Genomic DNA, 15,659 nt, shown 5'->3' on the forward strand with positions numbered 1-15,659 from the left:
CCTGCTCTCTGGTATTGCATACCCTCATGTTTCCCCTTTTGAGGTGTTCACCATGATTTACCGCACACTGGGTCAGTCCGGCTTAAGGGTTAGCGCGTTGACCCTGGGCAGCATGATGTTTGGCGAGCAGACCAACACCGAAGACTCCCTGCGCATCATCGACAAAGCCTGGGATCAAGGCATCAATTTCATCGATACCGCTGACGTCTACACCGGTGGACGTTCCGAGGAAATCGTCGGCGAAGCCATCGCCCGCCATCGCCAGGATTGGGTGCTCGCGTCCAAGGTCGGCATCGGCCCATTGGATGGTTTGCCCAACCGCAATGGCTTGAGCCGCAAGCGGATGTTCACTGCGCTGGAGGACAGCCTGCGCCGTCTGGACACCGACTACCTGGACATCTATTACCTGCATCGCGAAGACCACAACACACCGCTGGAGGTCACGGTATCGGCGATTGGCGACCTGATCCGCCAGGGCAAGATCCGTTACTGGGGCCTGTCCAACTACCGCGGCTGGCGCATCGCCGAAGTGATCCGCGTGGCCGAGCGCCTGGGGGTGGACCGGCCGGTGATCAGCCAGCCGTTGTACAACATCGTCAATCGTCAGGCTGAGGTCGAGCAGATCACCGCTGCCGCGGCCTATGGACTGGGCGTGGTGCCTTACAGTCCGCTGGCCCGTGGGGTGCTCAGTGGCAAGTACGCGCCGGACCTGGCCCCTGAGGCCGGCAGCCGCGCCGCACGGCAGGACAAGCGCATCCTGGAAACCGAATGGCGCGTGGAATCACTGCGCATCGCCCAGCAGATCCAGCAGTACACCCAGGGCCGTGGCGTGGGCATCGTCGAATTTGCGATTGCCTGGGTGTTGAACAACCAGGCCGTCAGCTCAGCGATTGTCGGACCGCGTACCGAGGCCCAGTGGGATTCCTATACGGGCGCGCTGGAGGTGAAGATCAGTGCCGAGGATGAGGCATTCATTGATTCGCTGGTGACGCCGGGGCATGCGTCGACACCGGGGTTCAATGACGTGGGCCATTTCGTTTCGGGGCGGATTGCCCACCCTTGAGAACACCCTTAACCCTGTGGGAGATGTCGAGCCCCGTTTGATTCGCATTGCCTGTCAGTCCAGCGGTACATCCAGGCTCACCTTGACCCGGTCCATCACCACGATGCTGCGGAACCACTTGATATTACGGTTCTCGTAGAACAACTGCCGGGCCAAGGCTTCATAGGCCTTCATGGTTTCCACCACGACCACCAGCATGAAGTCCGCATCACCGGTGACGTAATAGCACTGCTGAACCTCGGGGATCGACATCTGTGCCTTGAGCGCGTCCAGGTCCTCGATGTGGGTGCGCTCGGCGTGCACCTCCACCAGAAGCGTGATGGGCTTGCCCGCTGCCTCCTGATTCACCACCGCCGTGTTGGCGCTGATCGCCCCGCTCTGCTCCATGCGTTTGATGCGCCGCTGCACGGCGGCTGTCGACAGGTTGACCTGTTCGCCGATCACCCGCAGCGCAGTGGTGTTATCGCGTTGCAGGTGCTTGAGAATCGCCCGGTCGAAGTCATCGAGGGGTGGTTGTGGGGTGACGGGCATCCTGGCAAACCTTGGGCGTGAGAAAATTTCCCATAAGATGCCGTAAAACAGAGCAAACGTCTCACCTCAAAAGCAATATATTCCCACCTGAAATTCCCCCCTCTTTTGTTTGAATCGGTTTCGCGAGGATTGCGTGTCTAAAGGTGTTGTTTTATCGGTATCGGCCTCGGTGTTGTTTGCCGTGATGTATTACTTCACATCGCTGCTTACGCCGTTGAGCGGTTTGGAAATTTTTGGCTGGCGGATGCTACTGACGGTGCCGTGCATGACCGTCTTCATGGCGGTCAGCGGTGAGTGGCGACGCGTGTGGGAGCTGCTGCGGCTACTGGCAGGCAAGCCACGGCTGATCGGCGCGATTGTGTTGTCGTCGGCGTTGCTGGGCGTGCAACTGTGGCTGTTCATGTGGGCGCCGCTCAACGGCCGCAGCCTGGATGTGTCCCTGGGTTATTTCCTGTTGCCGCTGACCATGGTCCTGACCGGGCGCCTGGTGTATGGCGAGCAACTGTCGCGGCTGCAACTGATCGCGGTGGTATTAGCTGCAATCGGCGTGCTTAACGAGCTGTACCAGGTCGGCGGTTTTTCCTGGGCCACGTTGCTGGTGATCATTGGTTACCCCGTCTACTTCGTGCTGCGCAAACGCCTGGCCACTGACCATCTGGGCGGTTTGTGGCTGGACATGGCGCTGATGTTGCCGGTGGCCCTGTGGTTTGTACAAAGTGGCGAACAAGGCTTTGCCGTGCTGGACGCCCACAAAGGCTTGTACGCGCTGATTCCGATGCTGGGCCTCATCAGCGCTTCGGCGCTGGTGTGCTACATCATTGCCAGCCGCTTGTTGGCCTTCAGCCTGTTCGGCTTGCTCAGCTATGTGGAGCCGGTGTTGCTGCTCGGGGTGGCGTTGTTGCTGGGCGAAAGCATCGGCCCGGGAGAATGGCTGACCTACATTCCGATCTGGCTGGCGGTGATGGTGTTGGTGTTCGAAGGGTTCAAGCACCTGGTGCATCAGCGAAAGCGCTGACATCTAACGCAATAGACTGGCGCTCAGATCAATGCCACATCGACTCGAAGCGCCAGCCATGTGGAGCACTAGGTACGATTCAGACGTTCTTTGCGAAGCTTCTTGGCATAGTTGACACTTTCATCATCGTCACTCAACTCGGAATCGCTGCTTTGTACCTGATACCTGTCTTTCATGTCTTCATTGATCTCCTGCTCCTCAGCTGGGGTGAGTCGGATAAGGCTCTCCCATTCCATGTCTTGTTGTGCAGTTTGTTTACCTGACTCAAGGAACGTTTCTTCCGGAAGCAACGCCTTGACTTTGGGAGAAAGATTCGTATGGCGCAGTTCCGCATCAGGTTGATAATGGCCGCTTTCGTTAGTCCAATACTCTACTTTGCCGTTCTTCATATATATCGTTCCCGCGTACGCCACATCGGTACTGCCGCCCTTAATACTTTTCAAGCCATGGGTCAGCCCCGAATGCCCCTGCACAAGATCCGGATTACTCTCATGACTAAAACGATAGGGTTTCCCATCCGGAGTCAGGCTTTTGTTTAACGAACCTACATAAATCGTTTCAGGTTCGTCTGCTCGAACCACGTAGGCCAAAGCCTGACCTTCCTTATAGATAAAAGGCTGGTTATCCGTTGGGTCTTGAGAAGTTAACGTATAACGTCCATCAGGGTTTCTTTTGAGTTCAAAAATTTGCTCGGGCTCTGCTGGCTTCTGATAAGCAAGTCCTATGTCGGTAGCCTCTTTTATGGGAACGCCCTTGAAAGGCGCAGTTGCATGAGCCGAGGCGCCTGTACTGCTGGAAGGCTGAGGCTCATCACCCCCGCCTCTGACACCTCTCCTTTCCCAGCCCCCTGCCTCATTGGGTTTCGCGACGATACTGCTGCTCACCAGTTTTGCCGGATCTTTCGGGTCTGGTATTCGCAACAGATAATGTTCGCCATCCCCTGCATCAGGGTTGTCGGCGACGAAATACTTTTTCCCCTGGAACTCGACTTGCTTCATTCCCGGGTAGTTAATTGAACCAGGAAGAACCTCTGGTGTTTGTTCCGGCCCTGTCGGGACAGGTACCTGCGTAGGGTTTTCCGGATGCGGTGGAGCTACTCTCGGCTGTTCTCTGTCAATTTGCATCTGTTTTATCGAAGGCCTGGACCCGGAAACATCCAGGTTCTTTCTTGCTGGACTTCCAGGCTTCAATGCGAGTGCGTCAGCGAGATTTCTGGTTTCCTCCTGTGTCAGCGGTTCATTTTTCAGGGCCTTGGCCGTCAGCGCCCCCAACATTCGGGCTTGACCATAGACAGGAATAAACCCCTGAGCAAAATCACCTACCCCTTTCAGGTCTGCATCCATGGTTTGCTTGTCTACGCCGAAGACCTTGCCGATCTGATTGTCTTTGTTCAGGTCAACCAATGCTGCGCCTACAGGGTTATCCAGATAACGCTCGACAGTATCGGCCGCATCTTTTCCTATTCCAAAAACGTGTAATGCGTCACTCATGCCATACGCTGGGTGCTCAAGGTGCTTAATGAACTCCTTATAAAACCCACGTACGTCATTCGCGCCCACATTATCCAGCGTTACGTCTGAAACCTTCAGCTTGAACTGCTGATGAGTTATCGGAGAAGGCAACTCGTGGCTAGCCAATCCATTTTTTGCAAAATAGAAATCGTCCTGACGGGTCTTGCCTAGCAGGTTGCCGTAGGCATCATACTCATAGAAGACCTTCTCCCCGTCCGCGCGTCTACCCGAATAGAGGCTACGGCCCTCAGGCGACTCACGTTCCCATTGAAGGTCAGTCAGCCCATTGACAGGAGCAGGTGGCACTGTTGTCTTTTTGTCCAACCGGGTAAAAATATCATCGCCCTCAAGGGCGTAAGGGCCGACTATCGCATTGCTATCATTGTCTTTGAACCGGGTCATTACCTCTTTGACACGATTGGCCCGCTCAGGGGATACACCTGTGAAGTGAAGAGCGAAGTTATCTAAACGCTCAGGGTCGGCGGCAGTTTCTTTCAGCCAGGTATTCATGTCCTCGGTATTTTTGAACCCGTGAAATGAAGCGCCCTGTTGGTCAGGCATGTACAACACTATGTTTAGCCCATTCGGGTTGGATGGCACGCGTTGAACAACGATCAGATCATTGGCTTGAATTCCGTCTACTGCAAATGTCTTGACCTGAACCTTATGCGTCGTTGATTTCTCCGGGTACAGCACGGCATCGACCAGTTCCTTGATTTCAGGTTTCATCGCACCACTGTTCAGATCCCTCACAATGCTGTCGGAAAACGTCTCCTTAACTGTTTTCAGGGTGTAAGTATCGCCGGGCACACTCCAGGGGGCGACCGGTGCCGACCGGGAGAGGCTGATGGAGGGTATGAAATGGCCATTGAGCAAGCCCCCCGACGGAGGAGCTATCGAATTGCGGCTTACTGGAAAGTTGCCAATAGGGGTTGTCATGTTCAGCCACCGATTCATGGATAAAGTTGACGAAATATCTGCCCAGTAACGCAGGACTGCGCGACTTAGATTCGTCATCTCTATGTGGTCTGGCTGTAAGATTTTGTTCCAGAAAAGCGGTTAGATATTATTTCGAAGGGGCCACACACCTCGTACATCAGTGCAAGGCATGCTTGCAGGCAAAACAAAGCCCGACCGAGGGAAACCCCGGCCGGGCTTTTTTACAGACGTATCAGCGATCAGTCGGCTGTCAGTACACCACGACGCACCTGGTCGCGCTCGATGGACTCGAACAACGCCTTGAAGTTGCCCTCGCCGAAGCCATCATCGCCCTTGCGCTGGATGAATTCGAAGAACACCGGCCCCATCAGGGTTTCCGAGAAGATCTGCAGCAGCAGACGCTTGTCGCCGGCCACCGACGAACCGTCCAGCAAAATGCCCCGCGCTTGCAGTTGGTCCACGGGTTCGCCGTGGTTGGGCAGACGGCCTTCGAGCATTTCGTAGTAGGTGTCCGGCGGCGCAGTCATGAAGCGCATGCCGATTTTCTTCAACGCGTCCCAGGTCTTGATCAGGTCGTCGGTGAGGAAGGCCACGTGCTGGATGCCCTCGCCGTTGAACTGCATCAGGAACTCTTCGATCTGGCCGGCGCCCTTGGAAGACTCTTCATTCAACGGGATACGGATCATGCCGTCCGGGGCGCTCATGGCCTTGGAGGTCAGGCCGGTGTACTCACCCTTGATGTCGAAGTAGCGCGCTTCACGGAAATTGAACAGCTTCTCGTAGAAGTTGGCCCAGTAGACCATGCGCCCGCGATACACGTTGTGGGTCAGGTGATCGATGACTTTCAGGCCCGCGCCCACTGGATTGCGGTCAACGCCTTCCAGGTAAACGAAGTCGATGTCATAGATCGAGTTACCTTCACCGAAACGGTCGATCAGGTACAGCGGCGAACCGCCAATACCCTTGATGGCCGGCAGATTCAGTTCCATCGGACCGGTTTCAACGTGGATCGGCTGGGCACCCAGTTCCAGGGCACGGTTGTAGGCCTGCTGCGAGTCCTTGACCCGGAACGCCATGCCGCACACCGACGGGCCGTGCTCGGCCGCAAAGTACGATGCAAGGCTGTTGGGTTCGTTGTTGAGGATCAGGTTGATTGCGCCCTGACGGTACAGCTGCACGTTCTTGGAGCGGTGGGTCGCGACCTTGGTGAAGCCCATGATCTCGAAGATCGGCTCAAGGGTGCCCGGTGTCGGCGATGCGAATTCGATAAATTCAAAGCCCATCAGGCCCATTGGGTTTTCGTATAAATCTGCCATGGTTTGGCGCCTCATCATCTTTTTGTAGTTAACGGATCGTTAATTGCCAGCAAGGATGAGGTGGGAAGGTGGCGCACAGGAAATGCCCCGCACGCTGCGGGCGAGGAAGTCACCGTAGATGAGTGGGGACCCGAGTAGCTTCATGGTTGAATCATTCTCTTACGGGCGTCCCGGAGGGACGAGGCTTCCGTAATCGGAAGTCCTTATTCTTGTATGCGTAAACCGATTCTACACAGCGTAACCACATTTGTCCGTACTCTTATCAAATCCCCATTGCCCTGGCTCGCGCAAGGGGTTTGTTACACAGACAGATACCCAGCAAGATCAGCACGCCGCCCAGGATCATCGGCATCGTCAGTGACTCCCCCAGCAACAGCGCCCCGCAGATCACTGCCGTCAATGGATTGAGGGCAATAAACACACCTGAACGCGTTGCGCCGATGCGGCGAATGCCGTCGTAGTAGCCGATATAGGCCAGCGCCGAACCCAACACCCCCAGATACAGCAAGCTCAACACCTGCGGCCCATGAATAGCGCTCAGACCTTGTGCCGTCATCCGGCCGGTCACCAGCGTGGTGATTGCCAGCATCAGGGTTCCCAGCAGAATCGACCAGGTGACCGTCTGCAACGGTCCGAGGCTTTGGTTGAGCGAGCGGGAAAACAGCGAATAAATACCCCAGCCCAGCACGCACCCGAAAATCAGCAGGTCGCCGATCCAGGCATCGGGCGTGCCCTCCAGCAGCTGCGGGTTGCGGCTGACAATCACACACCCTGCCCCGCCCAGGCACACACCAATCCCCAGCAACTTGACCCCGCCCAGTCGCTCCTTGAACAACAGCCAGGATGCCAATCCGATTACCGCCGGGTTCAAGGCGACGATCAACGAGGCCCGCGAAGCGTTGATGTAATGCAGGCCATAGAAGAAGCACAGGTTGTAGAAAAAAATCCCGAAAAATCCCAGCGTCACTAACTGCACCAGTTGTCGGGGCGTTGGACACACCAGGGGAATCCGCGCGAAGGCCATGAACAGCAGTAACGCCAGACTCGCCAGTACAAACCGCAGGCTCGCCGCTAGAAACGGGTCCAGGCTACCGGCGAGGAAGCGCCCGGCCACAAAGGTACCGCCCCAGATCATGGTGACGGCAGCCAGCTTCAAATACGTGAGGTAGTCTGACTTCAAGGAAAGCGTTGTACTCATAAGGATCCTGCGCACTGGAGGGGACGTTTGGCGTATTCTTCGCCTAATGCAAGATCATCGTAAAATGAGTAAAACCTCATGACCCTCACCCAGCTTGAAATCTTTTCCCTGGTGGCCGAACTCCATGGGTTCACCAGCGCGGCCCATCGCTTGAGCATCAGTCAGTCAGCGGTGTCCCATGCCATCAAATCCCTGGAACAGGAACTGGGTGTCGAATTGTTCCGTCGGCATCAATCTCGGGTAGAACTCAGCGATATCGGCCAGCAATTGCTGACGCGGGCCCGGACCATGTTGGGCCTGGCCAATACCTTGCAGCAGGAAGCAGCGGATGCCCGGGGTATGAAGCGCGGCACCTTGCGCATCGGCTCCTTCGGACCGACCGCGTCCATTCGTTTGCTGCCCGCCATCCTGCAGCGTTTTCGCCAGGAACACCCGGGGATAGAGGTGCATGTAGACGAAGGCCCGGATCGGCAGGTGTTGCAATGGCTTGAAGAGCGGCGGATCGATGTGGGGTTTGTGGTGTTACCCGAGGAGCGCTTCGACACCTTCACGCTGATCGAGGATCAACTGGTGGCGCTGCTGCCGCTCGCTCATCCACTGGGCGAACAGGAGAACATCAGCCTCAGGGCGTTGTGTAATGATCCGTTTATCTTGACCGAAGCAGGATCGTCGGAGCTGGTATCTCGATTGTTCACGGGCGCCGGACTCAAACCGGATATTCGCTACCGCTGCTCTCAACTGCTCAGTACTTTGGATGCGGTAAAACGGGGTGATGGCGTGACGGTCGTTGCCGAAGGTTCGCTACCTGAAACCCAAGGGCCAGGCTATCTGAAAAAACCCCTCAAACCGGCGGTCACGCGTCAGGTAGGGTTGGCAGTGCTGGACCGACGCCAATCGTCCCCCGCCACCCTGGCCTTTATCGACCTGGCTACCCGTTTGAATCGCCACTGAGCAGGCGCAGACTCGCAAGGCCATCTATCATGGCGACTGCCCGCACTCTTTTTTGAACGGCCTTGTTGTCCCGTCCGCCTTTGAGAGCCCAATTGCCCTTATCTGCTACAGGCCGCGTAAATGCCACTGACCGTCAAAGGCCCACGAAAACCTACAACTCGCTACCTGATCACCGCCCTGAGCGTACTGCTGCCGATTCTGCTGGGAGTGGTCATCCTGTACTTGCAGGCCGAACGCACCCTGGAACAAAGCACTGCGCAGACGGCCGAAGAGGCCGTGCGCCAGTTTGACCTGATGCTCGACAACACCGCCCTCGCCGCCCAGGACCTCCTGCCACTGGCCGGCAAGGACTGTGACAGGTCGGTGAAGCTGGCCCTTCGCGAGCAAGTCACGCGCCGCCCCTTCGTACGCGCTACTACTCTGTCGTGGAAGAGAACCATTTATTGCAGCTCACTGTTTGGCGGCAATTACGTGTCACCGGTCAACCCTGAAGACTACGTCGACGGCCGGCTGTGGCTGATGAAAGGCAATCCGGTAACCCCTGACACAGCTTTGCTGGTGTATCGGCTCACAGACGGTGACCAGGGCGCCTTTGCCTCCATTGACGGCTACCACCTGACGAACGCCCTGCGTCTGATCAGTCGCTATGCCTACCTGGTATTGCAGGTGGGGCCCAATTGGCTGGGCGCCGATGGCAAAGTCCATCAGACCGCGCCCCCCGTGTTTGCCGTGGCCCATCAGCGTCTCGACTCCAAGCGCTATGTCTACAGCGTTGAAGCCGGCATGCCTGAAGGTGAAGTCTGGCGCTATATGGAAGCTCGATACCCGGCACTGTTCAGTCTGGTGGTGTTTTTCGGCGTATTGGCGGGCGTCTTCGCTCACTGGCTACAAAAGCGCTCCTCCGCGCCCACTCACGAACTGCAACGAGCATTGGGCGCCAATGAGTTCGTGCCTTATTTTCAACCGGTAGTGCGCGGTGACAGCCTGCAATGGGCCGGCTGTGAAGTGCTGATGCGTTGGAACCACCCGAAGGAAGGCCTCGTGCGCCCGGACCTGTTCATCCCCCTGGCCGAGCACTCCGGGCTGATCGTGCCGATGACCCGTGCCTTGATGCGCCGGACCGCCGCCTGCCTGGCGCCCCATGCAGACCGCTTCACCAGCGGTTTCCACATCGGCATCAATATCACCGCCAGTCATTGCCATGACATGGCGCTGGTGGACGACTGCCGCGAGTTCCTCGCGGCCTTCACGCCAGGCCAGGTCATATTGGTGCTTGAGTTGACCGAGCGCGAGTTGATCGAACCAACCGACGTTACCCGCCAGCTATTCCAGGCGCTGCACGAACTGGGGGTGATGATCGCCATTGACGACTTTGGTACCGGCCACTCCAGCCTGGGCTATTTGCGCAACTTCAATGTTGACTACTTGAAGATTGATCAAAGCTTTGTCGCGATGATCGGTGTCGACGCGTTATCGCGGCATATACTCGACAGCATCATTGAGTTGTCCGCCAAGCTCGACTTGGGGATCGTCGCAGAAGGCGTGGAAACACAAGAGCAGTGCCAATATCTGGCGGCCCAAGGCGTGGACTTTTTGCAGGGTTACCTGTTTGGTCGCCCCGAGCCCTTTGATGCATTCATTAAGTCTTTGCACGGCCATTGAATAGCCATCTAGCGCCGGGAGGAAATATTGTTATTTATACAAAAGACATGATTTACTCGTGACTCATTAACTACTACAATTTTTCCTGCCTGCGCTGAATGGGCAGGAGAGCCACTTTCAATGAGTCACGCTGAGGCTCTTGGCTTATAGCTTTGTTTACAGTTGGTATCAGCCAAATACACTATTGGAGTAAAGATTTTGTCCAGACTCGCCGAATTTCGCGCAGCAGAAAAAGCCCTTCAAGAGCAGCTCGCCCAGCTGGAATCCCTGAAGAACGACGCTGGCTTGAAGAAAGAAATCGAATTCGAAGAAAAGCTCCAAGGGCTGATGAAAACCTACGGCAAGAGCCTGCGTGACATCATTTCCATCCTTGATCCAAACCCGGGCAAGTCCGGTATTCAAGTAGCGGCCGCACCCAAAACGCGCCGTGCACGCGTGGTCAAGGTGTATCACAACCCGCATACCGGCGAACTGATTGAAACCAAAGGCGGCAACCACCGCGGCTTGAAGGCCTGGAAAGAAGAGTATGGCGCAGCCACTGTAGATTCCTGGCTGCGCGGCTAATAGAAGCGCACTAAATAAAAGCCCCGCAGACGCGGGGCTTTTTTATTTTGGGTCGTGATTTGAAACCTGGATGTTTTCGAAAGTGAACTTTAAAATACATTTCACTTGGTACAAATCCGACTTGTCAGCGCTTTCGCGCTAATGCCTTCTAGTTGTGCGTTTTTTGTCGCCGACCCACGCCAAGCGTTTAGCCCAAAGCATCAAAGTTTCAAGCTATCACGTACGGAGCTGACTTCAGCCTTACTCGCCTCATAAGCATCGGCTTGCCCGGCGTATGAAAAAACATACGCCTTATCCGTATCGACAGCGCCCACCAGCGTTTGCGACAGCACATGCCGGCCGTTCTCAGTGACGACACAGGTAGTTTCCAACGCCTCAAGACGACTTAACGTTGTTGGGTGCATCTTGCTGCAGACACTCTGATAACCGCTCCGGGCAAAATCCTTCTGGATGGATTTGCGCATCTCCAGCAGCACACCTTGCAGATTGACCGCATGCCCTGCTTCGATCGGCGTACCGGTGAGTTCCATAACCATCAGCGTTGCGCCGTTTTCATCATTCTTTATCGCCCGCTGGCGAGAAACCGATGACGGCTTGGGCGGTGCGTCCGCATCAGGCACCACCTCTTCCACTTGCCAGCCGCTGGGCCAATGAATTTCCGGGTCCGCCGCCAAGACAGCAGCACTGCCCCATACAAGGCACAAGGTGGTCAACAACGGTTTACTCAATCGGCTCATTGCAAAAAACACTCGAGGTTCAAGCCTCAAAGTTTGAGCCCGCCAGCCCGCTGGTCGCAAGGGTCGCGTGACCTTTTTCATTTGTCGCAACAGGCGGGGCTTGCGTATCATGGCTCAGTTGCACGGATGCCTGTCAGCCGCAAGCCAAGGGACCGCTCAAACCACGAGCTGCGTCTACCCCATTTTTTCTGGAGGGCCCATGAGCCTGCACGATTTGAACACTTTCCCGGGCGTGACTGCCCAACCGGACACCGCCACCAGCCGCTTCGTCTTCAACCACACCATGCTGCGGGTCAAGGACATCACCCAGTCGCTGGACTTCTACACCCGCGTACTCGGCTTCTCCCTGGTGGAAAAGCGCGACTTCCCGGACGCCGAATTCAGCCTGTACTTCCTGGCCCTGGTGGACAAAGCCCAGATCCCTGCCGACGCCGCTGAACGTACTCAGTGGATGAAGTCGATTCCCGGCATTCTGGAACTGACCCATAACCACGGCACCGAAAACGATCCGGATTTCGCCTACCACAACGGCAACACCGACCCGCGTGGCTTTGGCCACATCTGCATCTCGGTGCCGGACATCGTTGCCGCGTGTGAGCGCTTTGAAGCCCTGGGCTGCGATTTCCAGAAGCGCCTGACTGATGGCCGCATGAAAAGCCTGGCCTTCATCAAGGACCCGGATGCTTACTGGGTAGAGATCATCCAGCCAGCACCGCTGTAAAAGTTTCACCCAATAAAAAACCCCATGATCACTCATGGGGTTTTTCAGTTTCAGGCCAACCGTTACGCCGGAGCAGAACTGCGGATCAGGTGATCAAAGGCACTCAGGGAAGCCTTGGCCCCCTCGCCCACCGCAATCACGATCTGCTTGTACGGCACAGTCGTCACGTCACCGGCAGCAAACACGCCGGGCAGTGAAGTCTCACCACGCGCATCGACGATGATCTCGCCACGGGGCGACAGCTCGACAGTGCCCTTGAGCCAGTCGGTGTTGGGCAGCAAACCGATCTGCACAAAGATGCCTTCCAGATCGACCGTCTTGAACTCGCCCGAATTGCGGTCCTTGTACACCAGACCGGTCACTTTCTGGCCATCACCTTTGACTTCGCTGGTCAGCGCGCTGGTGATCACATCAACGTTAGGCATGCTGTACAACTTGCGCTGCAACACGGCATCGGCGCGCAGTTTGCTGTCGAACTCCAGCAAGGTCACATGACTGACAATTCCGGCCAGGTCGATAGCCGCTTCAACGCCGGAGTTACCGCCGCCGATGACCGCAACGCGCTTGCCTTTGAACAACGGACCATCGCAGTGCGGGCAGAAACACACGCCCTTGGCCTTGTATTCCTGCTCACCCGGCACGCCCATTTCGCGCCAGCGGGCGCCGGTGGCCAGGATCACTGCCTTGGACTTGAGTGTCGCACCGCTTTCGAAGTGAATCTCGTGCAGCTCGCCGGCGTTTTTCGCAGGAACCAAGCGACTTGCCCGCTGCAGGTTCATGATGTCGACGTCGTACTGCTTGACGTGTTCTTCCAGGGCGCTGGCCAGCTTCGGTCCTTCGGTTTCCTGGACCGAGATGAAGTTTTCGATAGCCATGGTGTCCAGCACCTGCCCGCCGAAACGTTCAGCCGCGACACCAGTACGGATGCCTTTACGCGCAGCGTAGATCGCCGCCGAGGCACCGGCCGGGCCACCGCCGACGACCAGCACGTCAAAAGCGTCTTTGGCGCTGATTTTCTCGGCCTGTTTTTCAATGCCGCTGGTGTCGAGCTTGGCGAGGATTTCTTCCAGGCCCATGCGGCCCTGACCGAAGTTGACACCGTTCAAGTAAACGCTGGGCACGGCCATGATCTGACGATCATCGACTTCAGCCTGGAACAATGCACCGTCGATGGCAACGTGGCGGATGTTCGGGTTTAGCACGGCCATCAGGTTCAGCGCCTGGACCACGTCCGGGCAGTTCTGGCACGACAGCGAGAAGTAAGTCTCGAAGCTGAACTCGCCTTTCAAGGCGCGGATTTGCTCAATCACCTCGACACTGGCCTTCGAAGGGTGGCCGCCGACTTGCAGCAGCGCCAACACCAGCGAAGTGAATTCATGGCCCATGGGGATGCCGGCGAAACGCAGGCTGATATCGGCACCCGGGCGGTTGATGGAGAACGATGGCTTGCGCGCATCATCGCCATCGCTGCGCAAGGTAATCAGCGTTGAAAGGCTGGCTACGTCTTGCAACAAGGCAAGCATTTCCTGGGATTTCGCACCGTCGTCGAGGGAGGCGACGATCTCGATCGGCTGGGTGACCCGTTCCAGGTATGACTTCAACTGAGCTTTAAGATTGGCGTCCAACATACGGGCGATTTCCTGTTAATTCGTTTAATACGGTCGAAAAAAAACGCCCGAGCGAATCTCGCCCGGGCGTTTTTGAGGGCGGTGCGGCCTACTTAAGGTGCGGACAACTCCGCCCTGAGGTGTTTCACAGACTTAGATCTTGCCGACCAGGTCCAGGGACGGCGCCAAAGTGGCCTCGCCTTCTTTCCACTTGGCTGGGCAAACTTCGCCTGGGTGAGCAGCAACGTACTGAGCGGCCTTGATTTTGCGCAGCAACTCGGAAGCGTCACGACCTACACCGCCATCGTTGATTTCAACGATTTTGATCTGGCCTTCAGGGTTGATCACGAACGTGCCGCGATCTGCCAGGCCGACTTCTTCGATCAGTACGTCGAAGTTACGGGAGATGGCCAGGGTCGGGTCGCCGATCATGGTGTACTGGATTTTGCCGATGGCTGGCGAAGTGTTGTGCCAGGCAGCGTGGGCAAAGTGGGTGTCAGTGGAAACGCTGTAGATTTCGACGCCCAGTTTCTGGAACTCGGCGTAGTTGTCAGCCAGGTCTTCCAGCTCGGTTGGGCAGACGAAGGTGAAGTCGGCTGGGTAGAAGAAAACGACAGACCACTTGCCTTTCAGGTCAGCGTCCGACACTTCGACGAAGCTGCCGTTTTTGTAGGCGGTTGCTTTGAACGGTTTTACTTGGCTGTTGATGATAGGCATCGTTGACTCTCCGTCAGGGGTTAAAAAGTTGATGGGGGAATCCTACCCAGTCTCATCACCGATGGCTCATTGGCAAACCTGATGCTGACGATTGGTTTTCGCTATTAGGCGACTGTATTAATAGAAGAAATCTCATATCAGCTGATCAGTCGCCACCGTCATTCCAAGAAAGGGCGTCGCTTCAACATAGCGCATGGCGGATTTCATGTCCTTCCAGCCGACGTAACTCATCAACGACTTCAAATCCCAGCCACTGCGATGGGCCCAGGTGGCAAAACCACGGCGCAAGGAATGGCTGGTGTACAACTGCCCGGCAATACCCGCACGCTCCAAAGCCTGGCGCAACAACGGGATCACACTGTTGGGGTGCAGCCCTGCTTCGCCGAGGTTGCCCCAGCGATCAATGCCGCGAAATACCGGGCCACGCACCAGCGCCGAGGCGCTGAGCCACTCGCTGTAGGCCTGCACCGGGCACAGCCGTAGTAATGCGGGGGTCTGGTAGGTCTTGCCGAGGTTTTCCCGGTCACTTTTGCTGCGGGGCAGGTACAGACTGATCCCTGAACCGGGTACGGCATGCACATGCTCGATGTTGAGACGACACAGTTCATCGCTGCGAAAGCCACGCCAGAAACCAAGCAGGATCAAGGCCGTGTCACGTTTGGCTCGCAGAAAGCCTGGTTGATTGTCGGCATTTCTGGCGTCTCTCCCCTCTTTCTCCAGGCAGGCAATCACCTGCTCGAGATGCTGGAGCTGCAAAGGCTCAGCCTGCTTCTCCTGCGCCGGGTGCAGGGCGCGAACACCTTTGAGTACCTTGCGCACCACAGGCGCCTTGGTGGGATCGGGAAATCCCTGACTGGTATGCCACTGAGCCAGCGCCGACAAACGCAACTTCAGCGTGTTGACCGACAACACACCCGCATACGCCACCAGATAGCGCGCGACGCTGTCGCTGGTGGCCGGCAGGAATCCGCCCCAGCTCACTTCAAAATGCTCAATGGCCGCTCGGTAGCTGCGACGCGTGTTGTCGCGGGTGGCGGCGTTGAGGTAACGGTCCAACTCGCTCATAGGGATGGCCTTGCAGGATGTATGCGTACTGCCATTGGACGAAGAAGGCTTCAAAACGGCTA

Annotated in this window: 14 protein-coding genes; 6 read left to right on the forward strand and 8 right to left on the reverse strand. The window is 56.7% G+C overall.

Features of this window, described 5'->3' with window-relative positions; translation table 11 throughout:
* The first annotated feature begins 52 nt into the window (after nucleotides 1–52).
* Nucleotides 53–1,063 carry an aldo/keto reductase gene (locus GNF76_RS22560; RefSeq protein WP_155585294.1) on the forward strand — a complete coding sequence of 337 codons (1,011 nt, stop codon included), beginning with the start codon at nucleotides 53–55 and terminating at the stop codon, nucleotides 1,061–1,063.
* A gap of 54 nt (nucleotides 1,064–1,117) precedes the next feature.
* Here the strand turns inward: GNF76_RS22560 and GNF76_RS22565 are convergent, their stop codons facing one another.
* The gene (locus tag GNF76_RS22565) at nucleotides 1,118–1,594 is read right to left on the reverse strand and encodes an Lrp/AsnC family transcriptional regulator (RefSeq protein WP_155585295.1); all 477 of its coding nucleotides are present in this window, start codon (nucleotides 1,592–1,594) and stop codon (nucleotides 1,118–1,120) included.
* Between the two features lie 133 nt (nucleotides 1,595–1,727).
* On the opposite strand from GNF76_RS22565, the gene rarD reads away from it, so the two are divergent.
* Complete coding sequence (rarD, locus tag GNF76_RS22570; RefSeq protein ID WP_178123496.1) at nucleotides 1,728–2,609, forward strand: EamA family transporter RarD; 882 nt, start codon at nucleotides 1,728–1,730, stop codon at nucleotides 2,607–2,609.
* Between the two features lie 68 nt (nucleotides 2,610–2,677).
* On the opposite strand, the gene GNF76_RS22575 is transcribed toward rarD, so the two are convergent.
* The 3 genes from GNF76_RS22575 to GNF76_RS22585 form a co-directional block, all read right to left on the reverse strand.
* Nucleotides 2,678–5,059, reverse strand: a complete 2,382-nt coding sequence (locus GNF76_RS22575; protein WP_155585297.1) for a dermonecrotic toxin domain-containing protein — start codon at nucleotides 5,057–5,059, stop codon at nucleotides 2,678–2,680.
* A 239-nt stretch (nucleotides 5,060–5,298) separates the two neighbouring features.
* Nucleotides 5,299–6,375, reverse strand: coding sequence for a 4-hydroxyphenylpyruvate dioxygenase (hppD, locus tag GNF76_RS22580; RefSeq protein WP_155585298.1), 1,077 nt, complete (start codon nucleotides 6,373–6,375; stop codon nucleotides 5,299–5,301).
* A 262-nt stretch (nucleotides 6,376–6,637) separates the two neighbouring features.
* On the reverse strand, nucleotides 6,638–7,573 hold the full coding sequence (locus GNF76_RS22585; RefSeq protein ID WP_155585299.1) for a DMT family transporter: 936 nt from the start codon (nucleotides 7,571–7,573) through the stop codon (nucleotides 6,638–6,640).
* Nucleotides 7,574–7,651: 78 nt separating this feature from the next.
* Between GNF76_RS22585 and GNF76_RS22590 the strand changes: the two genes are divergently transcribed.
* From GNF76_RS22590 to GNF76_RS22600, 3 genes are all read left to right on the forward strand, one after another.
* Nucleotides 7,652–8,524 (forward strand): LysR family transcriptional regulator, encoded by an 873-nt coding sequence (locus GNF76_RS22590; protein WP_155585300.1) that lies wholly within the window; start codon nucleotides 7,652–7,654, stop codon nucleotides 8,522–8,524.
* A gap of 120 nt (nucleotides 8,525–8,644) precedes the next feature.
* Nucleotides 8,645–10,186, forward strand: a complete 1,542-nt coding sequence (locus GNF76_RS22595) for an EAL domain-containing protein (protein WP_155585301.1) — start codon at nucleotides 8,645–8,647, stop codon at nucleotides 10,184–10,186.
* Nucleotides 10,187–10,384: 198 nt separating this feature from the next.
* Nucleotides 10,385–10,750: a histone-like nucleoid-structuring protein, MvaT/MvaU family gene (locus GNF76_RS22600; RefSeq protein ID WP_155585302.1), complete on the forward strand. Its 366-nt coding sequence runs from the start codon at nucleotides 10,385–10,387 to the stop codon at nucleotides 10,748–10,750.
* A gap of 200 nt (nucleotides 10,751–10,950) precedes the next feature.
* Here the strand turns inward: GNF76_RS22600 and GNF76_RS22605 are convergent, their stop codons facing one another.
* Nucleotides 10,951–11,487 (reverse strand): DUF4946 domain-containing protein, encoded by a 537-nt coding sequence (locus tag GNF76_RS22605; protein WP_246211961.1) that lies wholly within the window; start codon nucleotides 11,485–11,487, stop codon nucleotides 10,951–10,953.
* A 199-nt stretch (nucleotides 11,488–11,686) separates the two neighbouring features.
* On the opposite strand from GNF76_RS22605, the gene gloA reads away from it, so the two are divergent.
* Nucleotides 11,687–12,208, forward strand: coding sequence for a lactoylglutathione lyase (gene gloA, locus GNF76_RS22610; RefSeq protein WP_155585304.1), 522 nt, complete (start codon nucleotides 11,687–11,689; stop codon nucleotides 12,206–12,208).
* Nucleotides 12,209–12,270: 62 nt separating this feature from the next.
* Here gloA and ahpF read toward each other — a convergent pair whose 3' ends face one another.
* The 3 genes from ahpF to GNF76_RS22625 all read right to left on the reverse strand — a co-directional run bounded on the left by ahpF (nucleotide 12,271) and on the right by GNF76_RS22625 (nucleotide 15,597).
* Complete coding sequence (gene ahpF / locus GNF76_RS22615) at nucleotides 12,271–13,836, reverse strand: alkyl hydroperoxide reductase subunit F (RefSeq protein WP_155585305.1); 1,566 nt, start codon at nucleotides 13,834–13,836, stop codon at nucleotides 12,271–12,273.
* 132 nt (nucleotides 13,837–13,968) lie between these two features.
* The gene (gene ahpC, locus GNF76_RS22620; RefSeq protein ID WP_154742004.1) at nucleotides 13,969–14,532 is read right to left on the reverse strand and encodes an alkyl hydroperoxide reductase subunit C; all 564 of its coding nucleotides are present in this window, start codon (nucleotides 14,530–14,532) and stop codon (nucleotides 13,969–13,971) included.
* 132 nt (nucleotides 14,533–14,664) lie between these two features.
* Complete coding sequence (locus tag GNF76_RS22625) at nucleotides 14,665–15,597, reverse strand: site-specific integrase (protein WP_155585306.1); 933 nt, start codon at nucleotides 15,595–15,597, stop codon at nucleotides 14,665–14,667.
* Nucleotides 15,598–15,659 lie beyond the last annotated feature (62 nt).

The organism is Pseudomonas spelaei (genome assembly GCF_009724245.1).
In the GTDB taxonomy this organism is placed as follows: Bacteria; Pseudomonadota; Gammaproteobacteria; order Pseudomonadales; family Pseudomonadaceae; genus Aquipseudomonas; species Aquipseudomonas spelaei.

What these genes read in the sequence shown, in the direction of transcription:
- GNF76_RS22560 (WP_155585294.1), top strand. Translation starts at nt 53, where the DNA reads ATGATTTACCGCACACTGGGTCAGTCCGGCTTAAGGGTTAGCGCGTTG.
- GNF76_RS22565 (WP_155585295.1), bottom strand. Translation starts at nt 1,594, where the DNA reads ATGCCCGTCACCCCACAACCACCCCTCGATGACTTCGACCGGGCGATT.
- GNF76_RS22575 (WP_155585297.1), bottom strand. Translation starts at nt 5,059, where the DNA reads ATGACAACCCCTATTGGCAACTTTCCAGTAAGCCGCAATTCGATAGCT.
- hppD (WP_155585298.1), bottom strand. Translation starts at nt 6,375, where the DNA reads ATGGCAGATTTATACGAAAACCCAATGGGCCTGATGGGCTTTGAATTT.
- GNF76_RS22585 (WP_155585299.1), bottom strand. Translation starts at nt 7,573, where the DNA reads ATGAGTACAACGCTTTCCTTGAAGTCAGACTACCTCACGTATTTGAAG.
- GNF76_RS22590 (WP_155585300.1), top strand. Translation starts at nt 7,652, where the DNA reads ATGACCCTCACCCAGCTTGAAATCTTTTCCCTGGTGGCCGAACTCCAT.
- GNF76_RS22595 (WP_155585301.1), top strand. Translation starts at nt 8,645, where the DNA reads ATGCCACTGACCGTCAAAGGCCCACGAAAACCTACAACTCGCTACCTG.
- GNF76_RS22605 (WP_246211961.1), bottom strand. Translation starts at nt 11,487, where the DNA reads ATGAGCCGATTGAGTAAACCGTTGTTGACCACCTTGTGCCTTGTATGG.
- gloA (WP_155585304.1), top strand. Translation starts at nt 11,687, where the DNA reads ATGAGCCTGCACGATTTGAACACTTTCCCGGGCGTGACTGCCCAACCG.
- ahpF (WP_155585305.1), bottom strand. Translation starts at nt 13,836, where the DNA reads ATGTTGGACGCCAATCTTAAAGCTCAGTTGAAGTCATACCTGGAACGG.
- ahpC (WP_154742004.1), bottom strand. Translation starts at nt 14,532, where the DNA reads ATGCCTATCATCAACAGCCAAGTAAAACCGTTCAAAGCAACCGCCTAC.
- GNF76_RS22625 (WP_155585306.1), bottom strand. Translation starts at nt 15,597, where the DNA reads ATGAGCGAGTTGGACCGTTACCTCAACGCCGCCACCCGCGACAACACG.